Origin of the sequence: Serratia sarumanii (assembly GCF_029962605.1) — a bacterium.
GTDB classification, from domain to species: domain Bacteria; phylum Pseudomonadota; class Gammaproteobacteria; order Enterobacterales; family Enterobacteriaceae; genus Serratia; species Serratia sarumanii.
This window is the reverse complement of record NZ_CP124750.1, coordinates 2534931-2554072: the sequence shown is the minus strand read 5'-3', so window position 1 is coordinate 2554072 and position 19142 is coordinate 2534931. Positions and strand designations below refer to the sequence as shown.

At 57.6% G+C, this 19142-nt stretch carries 17 protein-coding genes; 12 read left to right on the top strand and 5 right to left on the bottom strand.

Annotated features, from left to right (window positions below; genetic code table 11):
* The first annotated feature begins 291 nt into the window (after positions 1–291).
* Positions 292–1311 carry a GlxA family transcriptional regulator gene (locus SSARUM_RS12140; protein ID WP_043147502.1) on the top strand — a complete coding sequence of 340 codons (1020 nt, stop codon included), beginning with the start codon at positions 292–294 and terminating at the stop codon, positions 1309–1311.
* 30 nt (positions 1312–1341) lie between these two features.
* On the opposite strand, the gene SSARUM_RS12135 is transcribed toward SSARUM_RS12140, so the two are convergent.
* The gene (locus SSARUM_RS12135; protein ID WP_039566025.1) at positions 1342–2727 is read right to left on the bottom strand and encodes an MFS transporter; all 1386 of its coding nucleotides are present in this window, start codon (positions 2725–2727) and stop codon (positions 1342–1344) included.
* A gap of 216 nt (positions 2728–2943) precedes the next feature.
* Entirely contained in the window at positions 2944–3861 is a 918-nt protein-coding gene (yddG, locus tag SSARUM_RS12130) for an aromatic amino acid DMT transporter YddG (protein WP_049233237.1), read from the bottom strand.
* A gap of 384 nt (positions 3862–4245) precedes the next feature.
* Between yddG and SSARUM_RS12125 the strand changes: the two genes are divergently transcribed.
* From SSARUM_RS12125 to SSARUM_RS12090, 8 genes are all read left to right on the top strand, one after another.
* Entirely contained in the window at positions 4246–5148 is a 903-nt protein-coding gene (locus SSARUM_RS12125; protein WP_089185396.1) for a dihydrodipicolinate synthase family protein, read from the top strand.
* A gap of 9 nt (positions 5149–5157) precedes the next feature.
* On the top strand, positions 5158–6660 hold the full coding sequence (locus SSARUM_RS12120; RefSeq protein ID WP_049212235.1) for an aldehyde dehydrogenase: 1503 nt from the start codon (positions 5158–5160) through the stop codon (positions 6658–6660).
* The gene (locus tag SSARUM_RS12115) at positions 6638–6943 is read left to right on the top strand and encodes a hypothetical protein (protein ID WP_049196879.1); all 306 of its coding nucleotides are present in this window, start codon (positions 6638–6640) and stop codon (positions 6941–6943) included. Before SSARUM_RS12120 ends, SSARUM_RS12115 begins: the two co-directional genes overlap by 23 nt.
* Positions 6944–7039: 96 nt before the next feature.
* The gene (locus tag SSARUM_RS12110) at positions 7040–7729 is read left to right on the top strand and encodes a GntR family transcriptional regulator (protein ID WP_033648377.1); all 690 of its coding nucleotides are present in this window, start codon (positions 7040–7042) and stop codon (positions 7727–7729) included.
* Between the two features lie 249 nt (positions 7730–7978).
* Positions 7979–9298, top strand: coding sequence for an NAD(P)/FAD-dependent oxidoreductase (locus SSARUM_RS12105; protein WP_060430107.1), 1320 nt, complete (start codon positions 7979–7981; stop codon positions 9296–9298).
* A 433-nt stretch (positions 9299–9731) separates the two neighbouring features.
* On the top strand, positions 9732–11174 hold the full coding sequence (locus SSARUM_RS12100) for a GGDEF domain-containing protein (RefSeq protein ID WP_033648375.1): 1443 nt from the start codon (positions 9732–9734) through the stop codon (positions 11172–11174).
* Between the two features lie 104 nt (positions 11175–11278).
* Positions 11279–11629, top strand: a complete 351-nt coding sequence (locus SSARUM_RS12095; RefSeq protein ID WP_033634599.1) for a DUF1428 domain-containing protein — start codon at positions 11279–11281, stop codon at positions 11627–11629.
* Positions 11630–11639: 10 nt separating this feature from the next.
* Positions 11640–12113, top strand: coding sequence for a VOC family protein (locus SSARUM_RS12090; protein ID WP_033634598.1), 474 nt, complete (start codon positions 11640–11642; stop codon positions 12111–12113).
* Here SSARUM_RS12090 and SSARUM_RS12085 read toward each other — a convergent pair.
* Positions 12110–12292: a hypothetical protein gene (locus SSARUM_RS12085; RefSeq protein WP_154611269.1), complete on the bottom strand. Its 183-nt coding sequence runs from the start codon at positions 12290–12292 to the stop codon at positions 12110–12112. The two genes, SSARUM_RS12090 and SSARUM_RS12085, sit on opposite strands and share 4 nt — an antisense overlap.
* A gap of 83 nt (positions 12293–12375) precedes the next feature.
* Here SSARUM_RS12085 and SSARUM_RS12080 point away from each other — a divergent pair, with 83 nt between their 5' ends.
* The 3 genes from SSARUM_RS12080 (at position 12376) to SSARUM_RS12070 (ending at position 16643) form a co-directional block, all read left to right on the top strand.
* The gene (locus SSARUM_RS12080; protein WP_060430105.1) at positions 12376–13719 is read left to right on the top strand and encodes a D-serine ammonia-lyase; all 1344 of its coding nucleotides are present in this window, start codon (positions 12376–12378) and stop codon (positions 13717–13719) included.
* 385 nt (positions 13720–14104) lie between these two features.
* Positions 14105–15460: an MFS transporter gene (locus SSARUM_RS12075; RefSeq protein WP_043147495.1), complete on the top strand. Its 1356-nt coding sequence runs from the start codon at positions 14105–14107 to the stop codon at positions 15458–15460.
* Between the two features lie 4 nt (positions 15461–15464).
* Complete coding sequence (locus SSARUM_RS12070; RefSeq protein ID WP_060430103.1) at positions 15465–16643, top strand: 4-hydroxybenzoate 3-monooxygenase; 1179 nt, start codon at positions 15465–15467, stop codon at positions 16641–16643.
* A 70-nt stretch (positions 16644–16713) separates the two neighbouring features.
* On the opposite strand, the gene SSARUM_RS12065 is transcribed toward SSARUM_RS12070, so the two are convergent.
* The gene (locus SSARUM_RS12065; RefSeq protein WP_089185395.1) at positions 16714–18150 is read right to left on the bottom strand and encodes a 6-phospho-beta-glucosidase; all 1437 of its coding nucleotides are present in this window, start codon (positions 18148–18150) and stop codon (positions 16714–16716) included.
* Positions 18151–18280: 130 nt separating this feature from the next.
* A complete protein-coding gene (locus tag SSARUM_RS12060; protein WP_033648369.1) occupies positions 18281–19015 on the bottom strand; it encodes a MurR/RpiR family transcriptional regulator in 735 nt (244 codons plus the stop codon).
* Between the last annotated feature and the right edge of the window lie 127 nt (positions 19016–19142).

Here is a 19142-nt window from a genome sequence, read left to right as displayed (position 1 = left end):
TGGAGTCACACACAAGACGGATCACTTTGCTATACAACGGTTGTACCGTTCGCAATATGTGTGTAAATCTGCACATTCGGCTCCTGGCTGTCTCTCTGCTATCGCTCCGTGATTGTCCATTAATGCACCTAAGCGCCGTGCAGGGTAGTACGCCATACTGGTGGAAAACGTTATGCGACCAGTTAAAAGTTGGGCAATAGCGCCGAGAAGCCGATCGCCGTTGGTCTAAATACTCGGGACATCGCCGATCCGTAATGTCTTCTGAACAAGCTGGAGGATTGCAGGAGTCTGATGAAGAACGCCTATGAAAAAAACATCGAGCCAAAACCCGACCTGACAATGGGTTTTTTGCTGATGAAGCAATTTACGCTGGCTTCGGTTGCCGGCCTGGTGGAATCTCTGCGCTTTGCGGCGGATGAATCCTTCTCCAGCCGGCAGATTTTTTGCCAGTGGGAGTGGATGACCTGCGACGATCGGCCGGTCACTGCCAGCTGCGGTTTGCCGGTATCACCGACTGCGAAGCTCGATTTTTCCAGAGACTGGGATTATTTCGTGGTCGCTGGCGGATTGCTCGAAGAGACTCGCAACCCGCCAGAATGGTTGTTACAGGCGCTGCGGGATCTGCACGCCCGCAATATTCCAATCATTACGCTGTGCAGCGGAGCGTTCGTTGCCGGTAACGCCGGGCTGCTGGATAATCATCACTGTGCGATCCACTTCACTACCCGCGACGAGTTTCGGCTTCGTTTTCCAAAAGCCATTCCGGTAATCGACAAAACCTATATTAAAGACGGCGGGATTATCTCCTGTCCGGGCGGCATGGCAATTGACCTGGCGGCCGATCTGATCCGTCAGCATTGCGGCCTGGTACGCTCGCAGAAGGTACTGAAATATCTACTGATGGACGCGCCACAACCTGCCGGAAAGACGAAGCAGAAAGCCCCGCTTAATGCGCCGGATGTGTATGAGAACGAACGGGTCAGTAAGGTCATTGAATTTATGAAACAGCACCTTGATTCACCGATCCCGCTCGCCGACGTGGCGGATTTTGCGGGTGTGACCTTTCGTCAGCTCAATCTGATATTCACCAAATGCACTGGCCACTCAGCAGCCGTTTACTGGCGCAGTATGCGGTTGGAGCAGGCGCGAAAGCTGATGGCCGATTCAAGTAACAGTATTAACGAAATTGCCACCGCGACCGGATTTTCGGACGCGTCGCATCTCATTTCGTGGTTTCGTAAGCAATACGGTGAGACACCGAGTTCGTTCCGCAAGCGACGCAGGGAAGTGGAAAAGTTGGTGAAGGAGTAAATAGGGCTGCAGTTATGCAGCCCCGGTGAATCAAAGAGAGTGTCGTTTCGGCATGACCCCCTGCATTGAAACCTTGTTACGCGGAGGTTCCTCCTCTAATGAGGAGGCGTCTTCCAGACTGCGTGCATTGGTTTCCGGTGCCATAAACCACGACACTATCAGACCAAAGAAGGTGATCGCTGCAGCGATATACATCGTCGGACCAATCCCAATATTCTGCAACGAAAGCGGCACCAGCCAGGTGCCCACCGCCGCGCCGATGCGCGACAGCGACGTCCCTACGCCTACGGCACCGGCGCGAATTTCAGTCGGGAAGATCTCATTGGGATAGACCAACTGCAGCACCTGCGCCCCTCCGATGAACAGCGCGTACAGACCGAACATCAGCAGGATCACCGCAGACGGACCATCACGCAGAAAGCCTAGCAGCAACAGCGCAAGGCCTGACCACAGGAAACTGTGCAGCAGCAGCTTACGGCGTCCCAGGACATTAATCAGGCGAGTCGCGATGACGCAGCCCACCACGAACAGCAGGGTAATGGCAACGGATCCATAGGATGCCCAGTTGCCCCTGAGGTGCAGCGCATCCAGCACCTTAGGGGCAAAGGCATAGACGGCAAATACCGGAATGACGGAGCAGGTCCAGAAAATCGCCACAAACGCCATGCGCTTGCCGTAACCGGAATGGAGCAGGTTGGCAAAAGAAAGGTTTTTGCTTTCAGCCTGTACCGGTAAGTTATCCAGACCAAACTCAGGGCCGTAAACGCGGCGGATGATCGCTTCTGCCTCGGCATGGCGGCCTTTACTTAACAGCCAGCGCGGGGATTCCGGGGTGCCCAGACGCACGATGAACAGCAGAGCGCCAATGACGGCCGTACTCGCCAGCGTCAGGCGCCAGGCGTCAGGTCCACCAAAATTAAGAATGGCTTCGCCGGCCAGGTACGCCACGGCTGCGCCTGCGAACCAGAGGATGGTCAGCGTCGCGAGGCAGGGGCCGCGGTTTTTCTTCGGCAGAAATTCCACCAGGAAAGCGGTCGCGACCGGGTATTCAATCCCGACGGCAACGCCATTCATAAAGCGCAGCGCAAACAGCACTTCACCGCTTTGCACCCAGTATTGCGCCAGAGAGCAGACGACAAACAGCGTCGGCCCAACGAAATAGAGTACGCGGCGGCCAAGACGGTCAGTCAGCGCACCGCCGATAAAACCACCGAAGAAGATACCGATCAGCGCCGAGGCGGCAATCAATCCTTCCCAGAATGCGCTCAGACCTAGTGCAGGTGAGACTTTCATCATGGCGATGCCGATAATACTGAGCACGTAGCCATCGACAAAGGATCCACCTCCCGAACGCACGGTCAGCAACCGGTGAAAGCGGTTAAGGGGAACGTCTTCTACAGAAATGGTATTTGACATGGTAACTCCTGTCTTTCCCCGATGTCGTCGGATTAACGGCCTGCAACGGGTACACGAAGCCATTGCCGCTAATCCGACGATCGCGGTTTAAATGTAGGTCAGGTAATATTGTTAAATCGAACGTAATGAATATTTTTTCTGCTAATTTTGGTCGTTCATTATAAATACTCCTCCGGTGCAGGATGGTCGGGTAAGATGTTTTTTATTATTAGGGTCTTACTTACTTTCTTTTATTACAGGTAAGGCTTTCGGCGCAGAACTGCGGGTAGACCACCAGCAGAGCAGCGAGCCCAGGCTCACCATGGCAGTGCCTTGCCAGAACGCGATGTTCAGGTGTGACTTCAACATAACCGCAGCCAGTACCGCCGAGATAATCGGGATAAAGTACGAAGCGGCCGCCAGCACTGTCACATTGCCGTGTAGAATGCCGACGTTCCAGGCGGCATAACCAAACCCCATGGCGATGGCGGCCAGCAATAAACTTATCCATGTATGCCAGGAGAGAATAAATTCTGGTTGCGGGGAAGTGAGGTATTTCCCCCATAACGTCAGTGCGGTCAAAATAAAGAACAGGGTAATGCCGTTATTGCCATTGGCGATGATTTTGGTGACCACGCAATATATTGCCCAAATAATGGCGCCACTAAATGCCAGGCCATAACTGAGCGGATTTTCCATTACGTTATGGGTCATCTCAGTGAAAGAGAAACCCTGTTCGCCTCCTAATACCCGGCAAATTCCGGCGACGGCTAAAATGACGCCCGGAATAATCAGCGGGTTGGTCTTTTGTCGGTTCACGATAACCGACAGTAATATGGTCATACTCGGCCAGAGATAGTTCACCATCCCGACCTCAATGGCCTGACGGCCGGAATGGGTGAAGCCCAGCGACAGCGACAGACAGAGTTCATAACAGACAAACAGGATGCTGCCGAGGATCAGATAGCTCGGTGGAAACAGCCGCAATTTCGGGAAGCCAACGGTGAATAACAGCAGGACTGCGCTACAGGTGTAGATCAGCGCCGCACCGCCCACCGGGCCAAAACCTTCGCTCACGCTTTTAATCAACCCAACGATTGCGCTCCACAGCAGGATGGCTATCAGTCCGATGAGCGTCGCTTTTTTCTGGGGCATACCCTGTACCTCTATTTACATTTCCATCACAACCGAACCGGCTTGCTGTTAAATTCTGGTTAAATCCAGACTTAAAGCTATGCCTCCGTATTGGTGCTGTAAATATGTCTCTGGAGGCAAAAATTCCGGAATGTGATCGTTATCTGAAATCATGTATGAAATTACTACATCAAAATTTAATTTTTAATTTATTGATTATTAATGATTAAAAATAACATCGGTGTAGGATCTTACTACTCATCGGTATTTACGTTGTATTTTTAATGTATACAAAAAATATTCGTTCATTGACCCCTTTCACATCTGTGTGCAAATTCTTAACAAACGCAGCCTCGAGCTGCTGAACAGACCATCGCGGTCGTGAATCCCCCCCTGGAGGTTATCGTGTTGACATTTGAAGGTATCTACACCCCGGCAATTACCCCTTACGCGGCCGATGGCAGTATTGATTTCGCCCGCTTTGCGGATGTGCTGGAATCCCTGATTGAAGCTCGAGTTCACGGCATCATCATTGGCGGTTCAACCGGCGAATACTATGCCCAGAGCGCCGAAGAGCGTAAGGCGCTGGCCGAGCATGCGCGTCAAGTCATTGGCAACCGTCTGCCGCTGATTGTTGGAACCGGGGCAATCCGTACCGAAGATGCGGTGGACTACGCGAAGCATGCCCGCGAGATTAAAGCCGACGCTATTCTGGTGACCTCGCCGCCGTACGCGCTGCCTACAGAGCAGGAAAATGCCCATCACGCGCTAACAGTGGATAAAGCCGCGCAGTTGCCGATCATGCTCTACAACTACCCAGGCCGTATGGGGATCACCATGGGTGAAACCTACTTCCGCGAGGTAAGCCGCTCGTCCAACGTGGTCGCCATTAAAGAAAGCTCGGGCGATTTCAATAACCTGCATTTGCTGGCCTGTAAATTTCCGAACATTGCGCTCTCCTGCGGCTGGGACGATCAGGCGCTGGAGTTCTTTGCTTGGGGAGCACGCAGCTGGGTGTGCGCCGGTTCTAACTTTATTCCGCGTGAACACGTGGCGCTGTATGAGGCTTGCGTAGTGGAAAAGGACTTCGCGAAAGGCCGCAAAATTATGGCCGCCATGATGCCGCTGATGAACTTCCTCGACTGCGGAAAGTTTGTGCAGTCCATCCGCTATGGCTGCGAGTTGAACGGTCTGACCTCGGGCCAGGTGCGTGCGCCGCTGCAAAGTCTGGACGAAGAAGAGAAAGCACAGCTGAAAGCGGTGATTGCCGGGGTGAAACGCAACGTGGCTGCGGCCACGGCGGCGTAAGGGGGCGGAATGAAACAGCTTCAGACACTCAACGATGTAACGCGCTTGGCGCATGAACTTACGCTTCCGGACAAGGCGTTTATCAATGGCCGTTTCGCCCCGGCGCGTTCCGGTAAAACCTTGACGACGTACAACCCGGCGACCGGTGAAGCCATCGTAAATCTTGCTGCCTGCGATGAATCCGACGTTAACGCGGCGGTGAGCACGGCTCGCACAGCCTTTGAGGCCGGAAGCTGGAGCAAATTGGCTCCGGGCGAACGCAAGGCGGTGCTGCTAAAACTGGCGGCGCTGATGGAACAGCAGCTCGCATCGCTGGCTGTGCTGGAAAGCCTCGACAGCGGTAAGCCGGTCAGCGAGTGTCTGGCGGTGGACGTACCGGAGACTATCCATGTGCTGAAGTGGCATGCGGAAGCCATCGACAAGCTTTACGACCACACGGCGCCGGTAGGCAATAATGCGATGGCGCTGATAGTGCGTGAACCGATTGGCGTGGTGGGCTGCGTTCTGCCGTGGAATTTCCCGCTGCTGATGCTCGCCTGGAAAATTGGCCCGGCATTGGCGGCAGGGTGTTCGGTGGTGGTGAAACCGGCTGAACAAACGTCTCTGACGTCGCTGCGCGTGGCTGAACTGGCGTTTGAAGCGGGCGTTCCTGCGGGGGTATTGAATATTGTGACCGGTACCGGAAAAGAAGTCGGCGAGCCGATTGGTTTGCATCCGGATATTGATATGGTGAGCTTTACCGGCTCCACCGCCACCGGACGTCGCTTCCTGCACTATGCGGCGGAATCCAATCTCAAAAAGGTCGTGCTGGAGTGCGGCGGCAAAAACCCGGCGCTGGTGTTTAACGATGCCGACGATATCGCTGCGGTTGCCGAACATGTGCTTAACGGTGCGTTCTGGAACATGGGCGAGAACTGCTCCGCGACCTCGCGCCTGCTGGTGCAGGAAGATGTGAAGGAAGCGCTGTTGGCGGAGATGGCGAAGCAAATCGGTAACTGGACGATGGGTAACCCGTTCGATCCGCGCAATCGGCTGGGTGCGATGATCTCTCCTGAGCACTTTAGTAAGGTGAGCCGCTATCTTGATATCGCGCGCCAGGAAGGGTTACCTATTCTGCACGGAGGTAACACGAAGCAGGGGGCTTACGTGCAGCCGACCCTCATCGATGGCGTGACGCCGGAAAGCGCGCTGTTCCGGGAGGAGATTTTCGGCCCGGTGCTGTGCGTCACCACGTTTAAAACCGAAGGCGAGGCCATCGCGCTGGCCAACGACACCCCATACGGCCTGGCGGCGTCGGTTTATACCGGCAAGCTTAATCGCGCCATCCGCGTTTCTCGCGCTATTCGCGCCGGAACAGTGACCGTGAACTGCTTCGGAGAGGGGGACGCAACCACGCCGTTTGGCGGCTACAGGCAGTCCGGTTTTGGCGGTCGCGATAAATCAGTGTTTGCGCTTGACCAGTACACCGAGCTGAAGACCATCTGGGTTGATGTTGCTGAAGACGACGCCTGAAGCCGTGCTTCGTGGCCTGGAAGACAGAATCCATTTCTATTTCTGTCTTCTGGTGGCGGTGGGGCTGTCGAAGAAGCTGGGACGCATTACCTCCAACCGGCAAAAAAATGCCTTTATTATTAAATGGCTAAAGAATGCTCGGGAGATGGGATCTTTCCATCAGTGCGCCGACAGTGAAATTGTCTGGCTGCGTGGGGAGATCCTGCGTCATTCGCCCGATCGGGACCCGGAACCGGTTCTGATGCTGATTTACCGGACAGCCAGTAAAATGCACAGAACGTGATCGCCGTTGCGGATAAATTTTGCCGTAGCTTACCTTTATCTGTAGGTTAAGCAGCATCATAGTTAAGCATCACGGGTCGATTTTCAGGAGGCGGTAATGAGAACGGGTAAGACAGCGCTGTACGAGGATCTCAAGCGGCTTATCTTAACGATGGAACTCGACCCGGATGAGCTGTTGGATGAAGCCAGTCTGACCGCTCAGTACGGCCTGTCACGGACACCGGTGCGCGAAGTGTTTCAGCGCCTGGCAGGTGAAGGGTATCTCGAGATCGTTGAAAAGCGTGGCGTACGCGTGATTCCCATGAGCCATGCCACGCTGCGCAACTTTTTTCTGGTGGCACCGATGATCTATGCGGCCACCGGGCGCCTTGCAGCTCAGCACTACAAACCCGCGCAGTTGAAGGCGCTAAAAGAAACTCAAAAGCGCTTTCGCAAAGCGGTTCAGAGCCATGATGTCGAAGCGTTGGCTCTGGAGAACAACCGCTTTCACGAGATCATGGGGGAAATGGCGGCTAACCCCTATTTGCAACCGAGCCTCGGACGCTTGCTGATCGATCACTGCCGTATCGGTCACACCTTTTTCCGTCCACGTAATGATGACATGGAACGGCGTTTACAACTGGCTGCCGATCATCACGATGCGTTTATCGTCGCACTGGAAGCGCACGATGAGCAGGCGGTAGTGGATCTGGTGTTCGAACACTGGGAACTCTCCCGGGAAAACATGGAGATCTTTATTGCGCCGCAGGGACTTAAGGCCGATGAGCGCATCCAGTCACCTGAATAACCCCACCTGATGGCGTGCTCCCAGGCATTCGCTTGGGGGCTACTTTCAAATCGTAACACGCCCTGAGCGTTACTCGCTCGGGGCTTTTCCACGTCCAAATTAACCTGGATTTAACTATTTTTATACTTGTTGTATACATGAGATATTCATCACGTATTCATTTTTTCGACATGGATAACATGAGTTCATACCGCGCTTACTGACCTGCTAAGCGCAAAAGAAAAATAACAGCGAACCGGAGTAAACAGCGTGCAAAAGATCACTTCTCTCCCTGCTGATGACGCCCTGCCAGGGTGGTATCACACCAGCCCATCTCGCCCCCCGCGGCCTGCTCACGTGGGGCAAAAACACGCTCGCTGGGCCATTGTGGGGGCCGGGTTAACCGGGCTGGCAGCCGCCCGCCAGATGGCGATCCACTTTCCTGACGATGAAATTGTACTGATTGAAGCGCAGGAAGTGGGCTATGGCCCTGCCGGGCGCAATGCGGGTTTTGCCATTGATGTGCCGCACGATATCGGCGCCAGGGACTACATCGGCGATGTCAAAACCGCCAGGCTTATCCTGCAGCTCAATACGCTGGGGCAGAACTATCTGCGTGCTATTGTGCAGGAGCACGGAATTGAGTGTCAGATGTCAGAATCCGGGAAATATCAAGCTGCCGTGGGCGAGCAGGGCGTGGCGATTCTTGAGGCCTACCGCCGCGGGCTAGAGAAGATTGGCCGCGAAACGCAGATGATAACGGGCAAGGATCTACCTGACCACATCGGCACCCGTTACTACAAACAGGCGCTTTATATTCCCGGCACCATCCTGCTGCAACCGTCGGCGCTGGTGAAAGGGCTGGCGAACAATCTGCCATCGAACGTGACGCTTTACGAGTATACGCCGATCACGGCTATTAATTATGGCGACAAAGTGACGCTGGTGCATGACAAAGGCAGCATCACGGCAGATAAGTTGATTCTGGCGAACAACGCATTTGCGGCGCACTTTGGCTTCCTGCGCGGACGCCTGCTGCCGACCTTCCTGTACGGTAGCCTGACCCGCCCGCTGACCGCCGATGAGCAGACCCGGCTGGGCGGCAAACCGGTCTGGGGCGTTATCCCCGCGCATCCGTTTGGCAGCACCGTACGCCGGACGGTAGATAACCGCATACTGGTACGCAACAGCTTCAGCTTCCACCCAGATGGTCGTCCGCGCGAGCACCATCTGAAGAACTTTATCGCTAACCACCGTAAATCCTTTGAGCGCCGTTTTCCGACGCTTGACCAGGTTGATTTCGCCTATTCCTGGAGTGGGGCTATTTGTCTGTCGGAGAATCATGAGGGTTTCTTCGGCCAGCTGGCACCCAACGTGTACGGCGCGCTGTGCTGCAACGGGTTGGGTATCACGCGCGGCACGGCTACCGGCAAACTGCTGGCGGATATGATTGCCGGTGAGCGCAATGAGTTGATCGACTTCCTTGTGGCGTCACCGGGCCCGAATAAAACCCCGCCGGAGCCGTTCCTCTCCATCGGCGTTAATTCAGTACTGAAATGGGGGCAATATAGAGCAGGTTCAGAAGTTTAGTCTTTCTCACCCGAACCATCATCGTTGCCGCGCGTTTACTGGAATGCCCACGAAACCAACCAGACCGCCATGCGGCTGTATGACCAGATGGCGGAGCGCCCCGGTTTTGTGATGTACCGCAAGGCGCTTTGACGTGGGGGGAAAAAATCTCCGCACATCGCCCAATCTTATTTTACTTTTTAGGAACAAGACGGCGGTTTTTGCCGGTGTCAGGCCGTCTGGGGCGCGGCTGCTTCAGCAGTTTCTGCGCCAGACGAGCAACTGCCGTCAATACATTGATACACAAATATATTTTCCCTTGATGAATAAACAGGTGCTCGGGCCGCTAAAACTGGCAATAATAGGCGGGTCGGCCGCTTATCTTCTCCTCATCGTCGACGGTTGTGACACGAACAGATTGTCACCTTACACAGCAGAAGTCTCTGGATCCAAGATGCAAACCACCTCGTTGTCCGATACCCGGAAAATCTGGCCCGCACTCACCGTCTTTTTGTTGGTGTTCGCGGCTTGCCTGCTGGGCATCGTCAGCCGTCCCGTCGGATTTTTGGCGGTATTCTGGCCGGTCAACGCCGTACTGCTGGCGGTTCTGGTGCGCTGCCCGCAGTGGGCTACGCGCGCCGGCTGGGGCATGGCGGTGCTGGGGTATCTGGCGGCGGATCTGCTGACCGGCAGCTCGCTGCAAAAGGCGTTGCTGCTGAACGCTGCCAATCTGACCGGCGTGGTGGTGGGGTATCTGCTGTTCATGCGGCTGTCGCCGCCGGCGCGCATGCTACAGCGCGGCGCCTCCAGTATGTACCTGTTCGGTATTTGCCTGGCCGCCGCCGCCGCGACCGGTGTAGTGGGCGCGGGAGTCTCGCAGTGGCTGTTCGGCAGGCCCTATTTAACCTCGCTGGCGCTGTGGTTCTCGTCCGAATTCACCAACTACGTCACGCTGATGCCGTTTATTCTGGTGTTTCCCGCTGATTGGCGCTATCGCCTGCGCGTGGCCTGCGCCATGTTGACGCAGCGCAGCCAATGGCCGCAGGCGGGGCGGAAAATGGCGGTGTTGGCGCTGCTGGCGCTGGCGGCGGTCTGCAGCGTGCTGATCGGCGGCCCCGGCGCGGTGATCTTTCCCATGCCGGTGCTGCTGTGGCTGGCGATGTCCTTTTCGCTGTTCAGCACCATGATCGCGGTGCTGGTTTATGTGCTGTGGTGCCATCTGGCGATCGATTTCGGGTTACTGAGCACCACGCTCGACATGAAGGTGCTGCAGAACACGGTATCGATGCGTTTGGGCATCGCGCTGCTGGCGCTGGGGCCGATTGCCGTCGCCAGCATGAACTATGCGCGCAACGCGCTGTTGCGCACGCTGGAGCACGTGGCGAGTCACGATGCGTTGACCCACGTGCTGACGCGCAATGCGTTTATGCAGCGCGGCGAGCGAGTGATAGACCAGAAAGGCGAGCTGGTGTGCGTCATGATGCTCGACATCGATTACTTCAAATCGATCAATGACCGTTTCGGCCACGCCGGTGGCGATCAGGCGCTGATGGCGTTTACCCGTGCGATTGCCGCCGATCTGAGCGTCGATGATCTGTTCGGCCGCATGGGCGGGGAAGAGTTCGCCATCGTCTCGACGCTCGGCCAGCCGCAGCAGGGGGTGCAGCTGGCCGAACGGCTGCGGCAACGCATTGAGGCGGAATCGATCACCATGCCGGCCGGCCATCCGCTGCAGATCACCGTCAGCATCGGCATGGTAACCTGCCCGGGCGGTTCCGGCCACAGCCTGGCCGACCTGCTCAAACTGGCGGATCTGGCGGTATACAAAGCGAAAAACGCCGGCCGTAACCGGGTCGCCACGCCGGAATCTTGCCCGCCGAACGATCCTGACCGCTGAACTTCCGATCCGTGCCGCACGCCCGCCGTCTAAACTGGTAGGGGGCGCGGACTACTTTGCCCGCGCTGAACCGACTGTCCTTAATCAGACAAGAGGATATCAGAATGAAATACGTAGACGGGTTTGTGGTGGCGGTGCCGGCCGCCAATAAGGAGGCATATCACCGGTTGGCGGCCGCAGCGGCGCCGCTGTTTAAAGAGTTTGGCGCCACGCGCGTCGTGGAGTGCTGGGGCGATGATGTGCCCGACGGCAAACTTACCGACTTTCGCGGCGCGGTGAAGGCGCAGGAAGGCGAAGTGGTGGTGTTCAGCTGGATAGAGTACCCCTCCAAGGCGGTGCGCGACGCCGCCAACGAGAAAATGATGAACGATCCGCGCATGAAGGCGCTGGGCGAGATGCCGTTTGACGGCAAGCGCATGATCTTTGGCGGGTTCGCGCCGATCCTCGATACCTAAGGAGGCGCAGATGGCCAGAATTACGCAACATCTGTGGTTTGAAAAAGACATGGAGGCGGCGCTGAATTGCTATGTCGCGCTGATCCCCGGTTCGTCCGTGAACTGGTTTTCCGATCTGCCGGCGGATACGCCGAGCGGCCCGGCCGGCAGCGTGAAGCTGGCTTCCTTCACCCTGGGCGACCAGCGCTATGCGGCGATCGAAGCCGGGCCGTTGGATCCGTTCAACCACAGCTTCTCCGTGATGGTGGAATGCGACGATCAGGCGGAGGTCGACCGGCTGTGGGATGCGTTGTGCGTGGGCGGCGAGGCGGAGCAGTGCGGCTGGCTGCGCGATCGCTGGGGGTTGTGCTGGCAGATCGTGCCGCGGCGCCTGACCGAGCTGATGAACGATCCCGACGCCGCGCGCGTGCGGCGGGTCACGGAAGCGATGCTGCTGATGGGCAAAATCGACATCGCCGGCCTGGAAGCGGCGGCGCGGGGTTAGCGGATAAAAGATGCATCGAGAGCGCAGCACTTAACGCATCGGCGCTGGTTTCCCTCGGCATTCCTGGCGGCACCGCCGCGAAAACCGGCGGTGCGCCGATTTTGCCGGGCGTGGCGGGTATTCTGATCTGGTTTGGCGTCGCGGCCGGGTAGCGCCGCGCTTGCATCAATCTGTTGCATCTCAAGCTCAGTATTTATCATTTGTCAGCCGCCGGCGTTCGCGGCATGGTGACGGCAACGCCAAATCAGAGTCAGGGACACTTATGCAAAAATCACAGATTCAACCGTGGGTTGCGCAGCACCCGCTGTTGCAACGAATGGTCGCCCTCGAGCCTATCACCTGGTTCAATCCGCGCGCGACAACGCTGGCCGCAGGCTTGCCCCATGTCGGCCTGACCGCCGCCGACGTCGCCGCCGCGGAGCAGCGCCTAGCGCGCTTTGCGCCTTATCTCGCCGTGGCCTTCCCGGAAACCCGGCCGACAAAGGGGATCATCGAATCCGAGCTGGTGGCGATCCCCGCCATGCAGCAGGCGTTGGAGCGGCGCTATGGGCTGCGGCTTGGCGGGAAGCTGCTGCTGAAAAAGGACAGCCATCTGCCGATCTCCGGCTCAATCAAGGCGCGCGGCGGCATCTACGAGGTGCTGACGCACGCGGAGAAGCTGGCGCTGGAGGCGGGGCTGCTGCAGATCGGCGACGACTACGCCCGGCTGTTTTCCGACGAGTTTCGCCAATTCTTCCGCCAGTACCGCATCGCCGTCGGTTCGACCGGCAACCTGGGGCTCTCTATCGGCATCATCAGCGCCCGACTGGGGTTTGACGTCAGCGTCCACATGTCGGCGGACGCGCGGGCGTGGAAGAAGCAAAAGCTGCGCGACAACGGCGTCACGGTGGTGGAGTACGCCGAAGATTACGGCGTGGCGGTCGAGCAGGGGCGCAAGCAGGCGGCGAGCGATCCGCGCTGTTTCTTTATCGATGATGAAAACTCGCAAACCCTGTTTCTCGGCTACGCGGTGGCCGGCGGCCGCCTGAAGCGGCAGTTTGACCAACAGGGCATCGTGGTGGACGCACAGCATCCGCTGTTCGTGTATCTGCCGTGCGGCGTCGGCGGTGGGCCGGGCGGCGTGGCGTTTGGCCTCAAGCTGGCCTTCGGCGACCATGTTCACTGCGTTTTCGCCGAGCCGACCCATTCGCCCTGCATGTTGCTCGGCGTTTACAGCGGGCTGCACGACGGCATTGCGGTGCAGGATCTTGGCATCGATAACCGCACCGCGGCGGACGGGCTGGCGGTGGGACGCGCCTCCGGCTTTGTCGGCCGGGCGATGGAGCGCCTGTTGAGCGCATTTTACACCCTGAGCGACGAAGAGATGTTTGCGCTGCTCGGGCTGTTGGACAAGCACGAGCATATCCAGCTGGAGCCGTCCGCGCTGGCTGGCATGGCCGGGCCGTGGCGCGTTGCGGCCCAGGCGCGGCAGCTCAGCGAGCAAGGCGTGAGCACAGAGAGCCTGACGCAGGCGACGCACCTGGTGTGGGCGACCGGTGGCGGCATGGTGCCGCCGGCGGAAATGGCGAAGTACCTCGCCGCCGGGCAGGCGTCTCTGAGTCAATAAGGGCGTTTCTTGCGCTCGCTCCCTTTTTAGAGGGCGAGCGCCGTTCGAAAAGCGTCTGTGCCTTCAGGCCGATGGTCAGCGCCAAACAGGGTAGCGCCAATGTTTCTAAAATGTTAATTGAATCACAAACCCTCATTCTGTGGTAACGGAAAAAACAACCCCATCCCATTAATAGTAAATAAAATTATTTTATTTACCGTCCTCTGATGTTCGTTTATCGCACGCTTATTGTTTTAACAATATTGAAGCATTCGCCGTGGGGTGGTTTGATTTAATTGTCGATTAACGAACTATGTTCCGATAATCGCACAAATTAACCCTCTTGCCGGTACGCAGCCGGCTGTTCTGTGCGGTGAGGGTTGCCGCACCCCCTGAGGAGCAAGCCATGCCACACGATAACAACGTAGAAATCCGAGGGTTTATCGATGACCAGCCATTTTCTCGCTACCAGTGGTTGATACTGGTTTTGTGTTTCTTGGCGGTAGCGCTGGACGGCTTCGATACCGCCATTATCGGTTTCATTGCCACGTCGCTGGTGCAGGAGTGGGGAATAGAAAAAACCTCTCTGGGGCCGGTGATGAGCGCTGCTTTGGTCGGCCTGGCGGTGGGCGCGTTGGCCGCCGGGCCGTTGGCGGATCGTATCGGGCGCAAGAAAGTGCTGGTGATCTCGCTGCTGCTGTTCGGCGGCTTCAGTTTGCTGACCGCCTTCGCCGGCTCGCTGTCAACGCTGACGCTGTTGCGTTTCCTGACGGGGCTGGGATTGGGGGCGGCCATGCCCAATGCCGCCACGCTGATGTCGGAATATGCGCCTCAGCGCTGCCGGGCTCTGATGGTGAATCTGATGTTTTGCGGTTTTCCTCTCGGCTCATCGCTGGGCGGCTTTTCTTCCGCCTGGCTGATCCCGCATTTCGGATGGCAGAGCGTGATGGTGCTGGGTGGCGTCATGCCGCTGCTGCTGGCGCTGGTCTTGATCGCCGCCTTGCCTGAATCCGCGCGCTTTATGGTTGCGCGCGGCTATGCCGCAGAACGCATCGCCAAAGTGTTGAAGCGCATTGCGCCACTGCCAAAGACGCCGCATTTCATGTTGCAGGAAGAGGGGCAGATAAAGGCGGCCTCGCCGCTGGGGATGATTTTTTCCCGTCGCTATCTGCTGGGCACCTTGATGCTGTGCCTGACTTACTTTATGGGGTTGATGATTTTCTATCTGCTGACCAGTTGGCTGCCCCTGTTGATCCGTGAAACCGGCGCTTCCGTCACGCAGGCGTCGCTGATCACCGCGCTGTTTCCGCTCGGCGGGGGGCTCGGCGTATTGATTATCGGTTGGTTGATGGATCGCATGAACCCGCACAAGGTGGTGGCCGTCGGCTATTTGCTCACCGGCCTGTTCGTCGGCATCATCGGCTTTGTCTATAGCTACCCGCCGCTGATGGCGATCACGGTGTTCATCGCCGGCACCTGCATGAACGGCGCGCAGTCATCCATGCCGGCCCTGGCGGCCGGATTTTATCCCACCCAGAGCCGGGCGACCGGCGTGGCATGGATGCTCGGTCTCGGGCGTTTTGGCGGCATTCTGGGGGCGATGAGCGGTGGTGCGCTGATGCAGATGCAGCTGTCGTTCAGCACCATATTCACACTGCTGGCCATCCCGGCGCTGATCGCGGCGCTGGCGTTGATCGCCAAGCACCTTTCCGGCTACCCGGTGCTGCCGGCGCCGCTCAATAAAAATGCTGTGAGGGAATAATACTATGCGCACACAGGTTGCGATAATCGGCGCCGGCCCGGCCGGCTTGATGTTGTCTCATCTGCTGCATCTGCATGGCGTGGAATCGGTGGTGTTGGAAACGCGCAGCCGGGCGGCGGTGGAATCGACCATTCGCGCCGGGGTGCTCGAACAAGGGACGGTCGATCTGCTCAACCAGGTCGGATTGGGAGAGCGGATGCGGCGGGAAGGGGCGCGGCATCAGGGCATCCGGCTGGCATTCGGTGGCCGCCAGCACCGCATCGATCTGGCGGGATTGACCGACCGCGCCGTCACCGTTTATGCCCAGCACGAAGTCTTGAAAGACCTGATCGCCGCGCGTGTGGCGGCGCAGGGGCAACTGTTTTTCGAAGTGGAGCAGGTTGAATTGAAGGCGCTGGACAGCGCGCAGCCCGAGGTTCACTACCGTCACGCAGACCAGCCGCGCCAGCTCCGCTGCGACTTCGTCATCGGATGCGACGGATTCCACGGCATCAGCCGCGCGGCGATGCCCGGCGGGCTGCGGCAGGATTACACCCGCATCTATCCGTTCGGCTGGTTCGGCATTCTGGTCGAAGCGCCGCCCTCCAGCGACGAGCTGATCTACGCCAGCCATCCGCGCGGCTTTGCGCTGATCAGCACCCGTTCGGCCGGCGTACAGCGCATGTATTTTCAGTGCCATCCGGCGGAACAGGTCGATCAATGGTCGGACGATCGCATCTGGCACGAACTGGAACAGCGGCTGGAAAACCATGAAGGCTGGGCGCTGAAAAAGGGCCGTATCTTCCAGAAAAACGTGGTCGGCATGCGCAGCTTCGTTACAGAACCGATGCGCTACAGACGCCTGCTGCTGGCGGGCGACGCGGCGCATATCGTGCCGCCGACCGGAGCCAAAGGGCTGAATCTGGCGATGGCCGATGTCTGCCTGTTGTCCCAGGCGCTGGAGACGTTTTACCGGCGAGGCGACTGGCAACGGCTGGACGAGTACAGCGACACCGCTTTGCAGCGGGTCTGGCGCGCAGAGCATTTTTCCTGGTGGATGACCCACATGCTGCATACCCGTCGGGACGGGACGCCTTTCGAGCATCGGCTGCAACTGTCAGAATTGCAGTACACGGTGAAATCGCGCAGCGCCATGACGATGCTGGCGGAGAATTATGTCGGGGCGCCATTCCCGGCACTATAAGCGAAAATGCCCATGCCGTGAGGCATGGGCGGCGTGCGGCGAGCAGGGTCCCCTGATTGCCTGCGTGCGGTTACAGCTGTTCGCCGTTGCTGGCGATCACCCGGCGATACCAGTCGAAGCTCTTCTTGCGCGAGCGCTCGAGCGTGCCGGTGCCGTCGTCGTGTTTGTCGACGTAGATGAAGCCGTAGCGTTTGCTGTACTCGCCGGTGGTGAACGACACGCAGTCGATGCAGCCCCACGGCGTGTAGCCGATCAGGTCTACGCCGTCTTCAATCACCGCTTTTTTCATCTCTTCGATATGGGCGCGCAGATAGTCGATGCGGTAGTCATCGTTGATCTGACCGTCCGCTTCCACCTTGTCGAAGGCGCCGAAGCCGTTCTCCACGATAAACAGCGGCTTCTGATAGCGCTCATACAGCACGTTCAGCGAATAGCGCAGCCCGACCGGATCGATCTGCCAGCCCCAGTCGGAGGCCTTGACATGCGGGTTCGGCACGTTGCCCGGGAAACCGAACATGCCGTCGCTGCCGTCCACCGCGTTAGCCTGCAGGGCGTTGCTCATGTAATAACTGAAGCCGATGTAGTCGGTGCAGCCCTCGCGTAGGATCTGCGCGTCCTGCGGCTGCATCTCGATCTTCAGCCCTTTGCGTTCCCAATCGCGCAGCAGGTAGCTTGGATAGTAACCGCGCATCTGCACGTCGGTATACAGATAGCGCTGGTGCATCGCCTCGACGGCGTACATCACGTCGTCCGGCTTGCAGGAATAGGGGTAGAACGGCACGCAGGCCAGCATGCAGCCGATCTTGAATTCCGGGTTGATCTGATGGCCGAGTTTGACCACCTGCGCGCTGGCGACGAACTGGTGGTGCAGCACCTGATACAGCGCCTGTTCCGGGTTGTCTTCCCGGGTGTAATCCACGCCGGAGCAGCAGTAGCCGAACAGCGGATAGCGGTAGTTGCTCTGGTTGTTGATCTCGTTGAAGGTCATCCAGTACTTCACTTTTTCGCGGTAGCGGCGCATCACCACCTCGCTGAAGCGCACGAAGAACTCCACCACCCGGCGATTTTTCCAGCCGCCGTAGGCCTTCACCAGATGGTAAGGCATTTCGAAGTGGGACAGGGTGATCACCGGCTGGATGCCGTATTTCAGCAGTTCGTCGAACAGGTCGTCGTAAAACTGCAGGCCGGCTTCGTTCGGCGCCGCTTCGTCGCCGTTCGGGAAGATGCGCGTCCAGGCGATCGAGGTGCGGAAGCATTTGAAGCCCATCTCGGCGAACAGCGCCACGTCCTGCTTATAGTGGCCGTAGAAATCCACCGCTTCGTGGTTGGGGTAGCGATAGCCGTCGAGCACGCCGTCGGTCATCACGCGATCCACGCCGTGCGAACCACCGGACAGCACGTCGGCGATGCTGGGCCCTTTGCCGCCCCGATCCCAACCGCCTTCAACCTGGTGCGCGGCGACCGCGCCCCCCCACAGAAAATCCTTCGGCAACTGTTTCATCGTCAATGTCTCATCGGTTTATTTAATGAAGGGTAATAACGCTGCGTTGAGAATAGAGTAGCAAGAGCGAAAGAAATGTCACGATATAACAAATCACCGTGGAAAGTGATTTGTCACAATAAAAAAACAGCCTGTTTTATTTGGCCGAATTAATATGCCCAAGCCGTTTGCCGATGGTTTCAATAATGTAAAGCACGGGGATCTGCGTGGTGATATTGTGATGCCCGCCGATCAAATGCTGCGGAACGTGGTAGGAGAGGTTGAAGTCCGCCAGCCGCGCCAGCGAAGAGGTTTCGTTGTTGGTAATGCTGATGATCTTGCAGTGGTGCAGGCTGAACTGGCTGGCCAGCCGCAGGATCTCTTCGGTTTCGCCGGTAACCGACAGCACGATCGCCACCGCGTTTTTATACATGTCGCTGTTGACGGGATAATAAGGATCGTCGATGTGGGTACTGAATTTCCCGACGTTGGAAAAAAAACGCGCGCCATATTTCCCCAATGCGCCTGAGGTGCTGATGCCGACGAAAATAATTCGCTCGGCGGCGGCGATATGCTGCACCGCCTGATCGATCAGCTGATTAAACTCATCGTTGCTGACGCTTTTAAAAAAGCTGAGGATTTCGCCGATGCCGGAATCGACCGGCGGCGCATCGCTCTGTTCGAGATACAGCTTGAAACGGATGCGAAATTCCGAATAGCCGTCACAGCCCATTTTCTTGCAAAACCGCAGCACGGTAGTGGTGGACACGCCGGCGGCCTCGGCCAGCTCGCGGATGGTCATGTACATCACTTGATTCTTGTGTTTGCTGACGTAGTTATAAACCATCAGCTCCAGGGCGTTGAGCTCGGCGATTGCTTTATGGGTAAACATGAGTCGGTCCGGCGGCTGAAAACGGGAAGCTTATCTGCGGCTTAACATAGCAAAATTCACCGCCGCTGGCACTGCCGGGCAAAAAGAAAAGCCGCACCAGTCAGGCGCGGCCCAGGGTTCACGACGA

Excerpts from the sequence above, each read along its gene's own strand:
- SSARUM_RS12115 (WP_049196879.1), top strand. The coding sequence starts at position 6,638 with ATGTTGCTGAAGACGACGCCTGAAGCCGTGCTTCGTGGCCTGGAAGAC.
- SSARUM_RS12075 (WP_043147495.1), top strand. The coding sequence starts at position 14,105 with ATGCCACACGATAACAACGTAGAAATCCGAGGGTTTATCGATGACCAG.
- SSARUM_RS12135 (WP_039566025.1), bottom strand. The coding sequence starts at position 2,727 with ATGTCAAATACCATTTCTGTAGAAGACGTTCCCCTTAACCGCTTTCAC.
- SSARUM_RS12085 (WP_154611269.1), bottom strand. The coding sequence starts at position 12,292 with ATGCAACAGATTGATGCAAGCGCGGCGCTACCCGGCCGCGACGCCAAA.
- SSARUM_RS12140 (WP_043147502.1), top strand. The coding sequence starts at position 292 with ATGAAGAACGCCTATGAAAAAAACATCGAGCCAAAACCCGACCTGACA.
- SSARUM_RS12110 (WP_033648377.1), top strand. The coding sequence starts at position 7,040 with ATGAGAACGGGTAAGACAGCGCTGTACGAGGATCTCAAGCGGCTTATC.
- SSARUM_RS12120 (WP_049212235.1), top strand. The coding sequence starts at position 5,158 with ATGAAACAGCTTCAGACACTCAACGATGTAACGCGCTTGGCGCATGAA.
- SSARUM_RS12080 (WP_060430105.1), top strand. The coding sequence starts at position 12,376 with ATGCAAAAATCACAGATTCAACCGTGGGTTGCGCAGCACCCGCTGTTG.
- SSARUM_RS12060 (WP_033648369.1), bottom strand. The coding sequence starts at position 19,015 with ATGTTTACCCATAAAGCAATCGCCGAGCTCAACGCCCTGGAGCTGATG.
- SSARUM_RS12095 (WP_033634599.1), top strand. The coding sequence starts at position 11,279 with ATGAAATACGTAGACGGGTTTGTGGTGGCGGTGCCGGCCGCCAATAAG.
- yddG (WP_049233237.1), bottom strand. The coding sequence starts at position 3,861 with ATGCCCCAGAAAAAAGCGACGCTCATCGGACTGATAGCCATCCTGCTG.
- SSARUM_RS12100 (WP_033648375.1), top strand. The coding sequence starts at position 9,732 with ATGCAAACCACCTCGTTGTCCGATACCCGGAAAATCTGGCCCGCACTC.
- SSARUM_RS12070 (WP_060430103.1), top strand. The coding sequence starts at position 15,465 with ATGCGCACACAGGTTGCGATAATCGGCGCCGGCCCGGCCGGCTTGATG.
- SSARUM_RS12090 (WP_033634598.1), top strand. The coding sequence starts at position 11,640 with ATGGCCAGAATTACGCAACATCTGTGGTTTGAAAAAGACATGGAGGCG.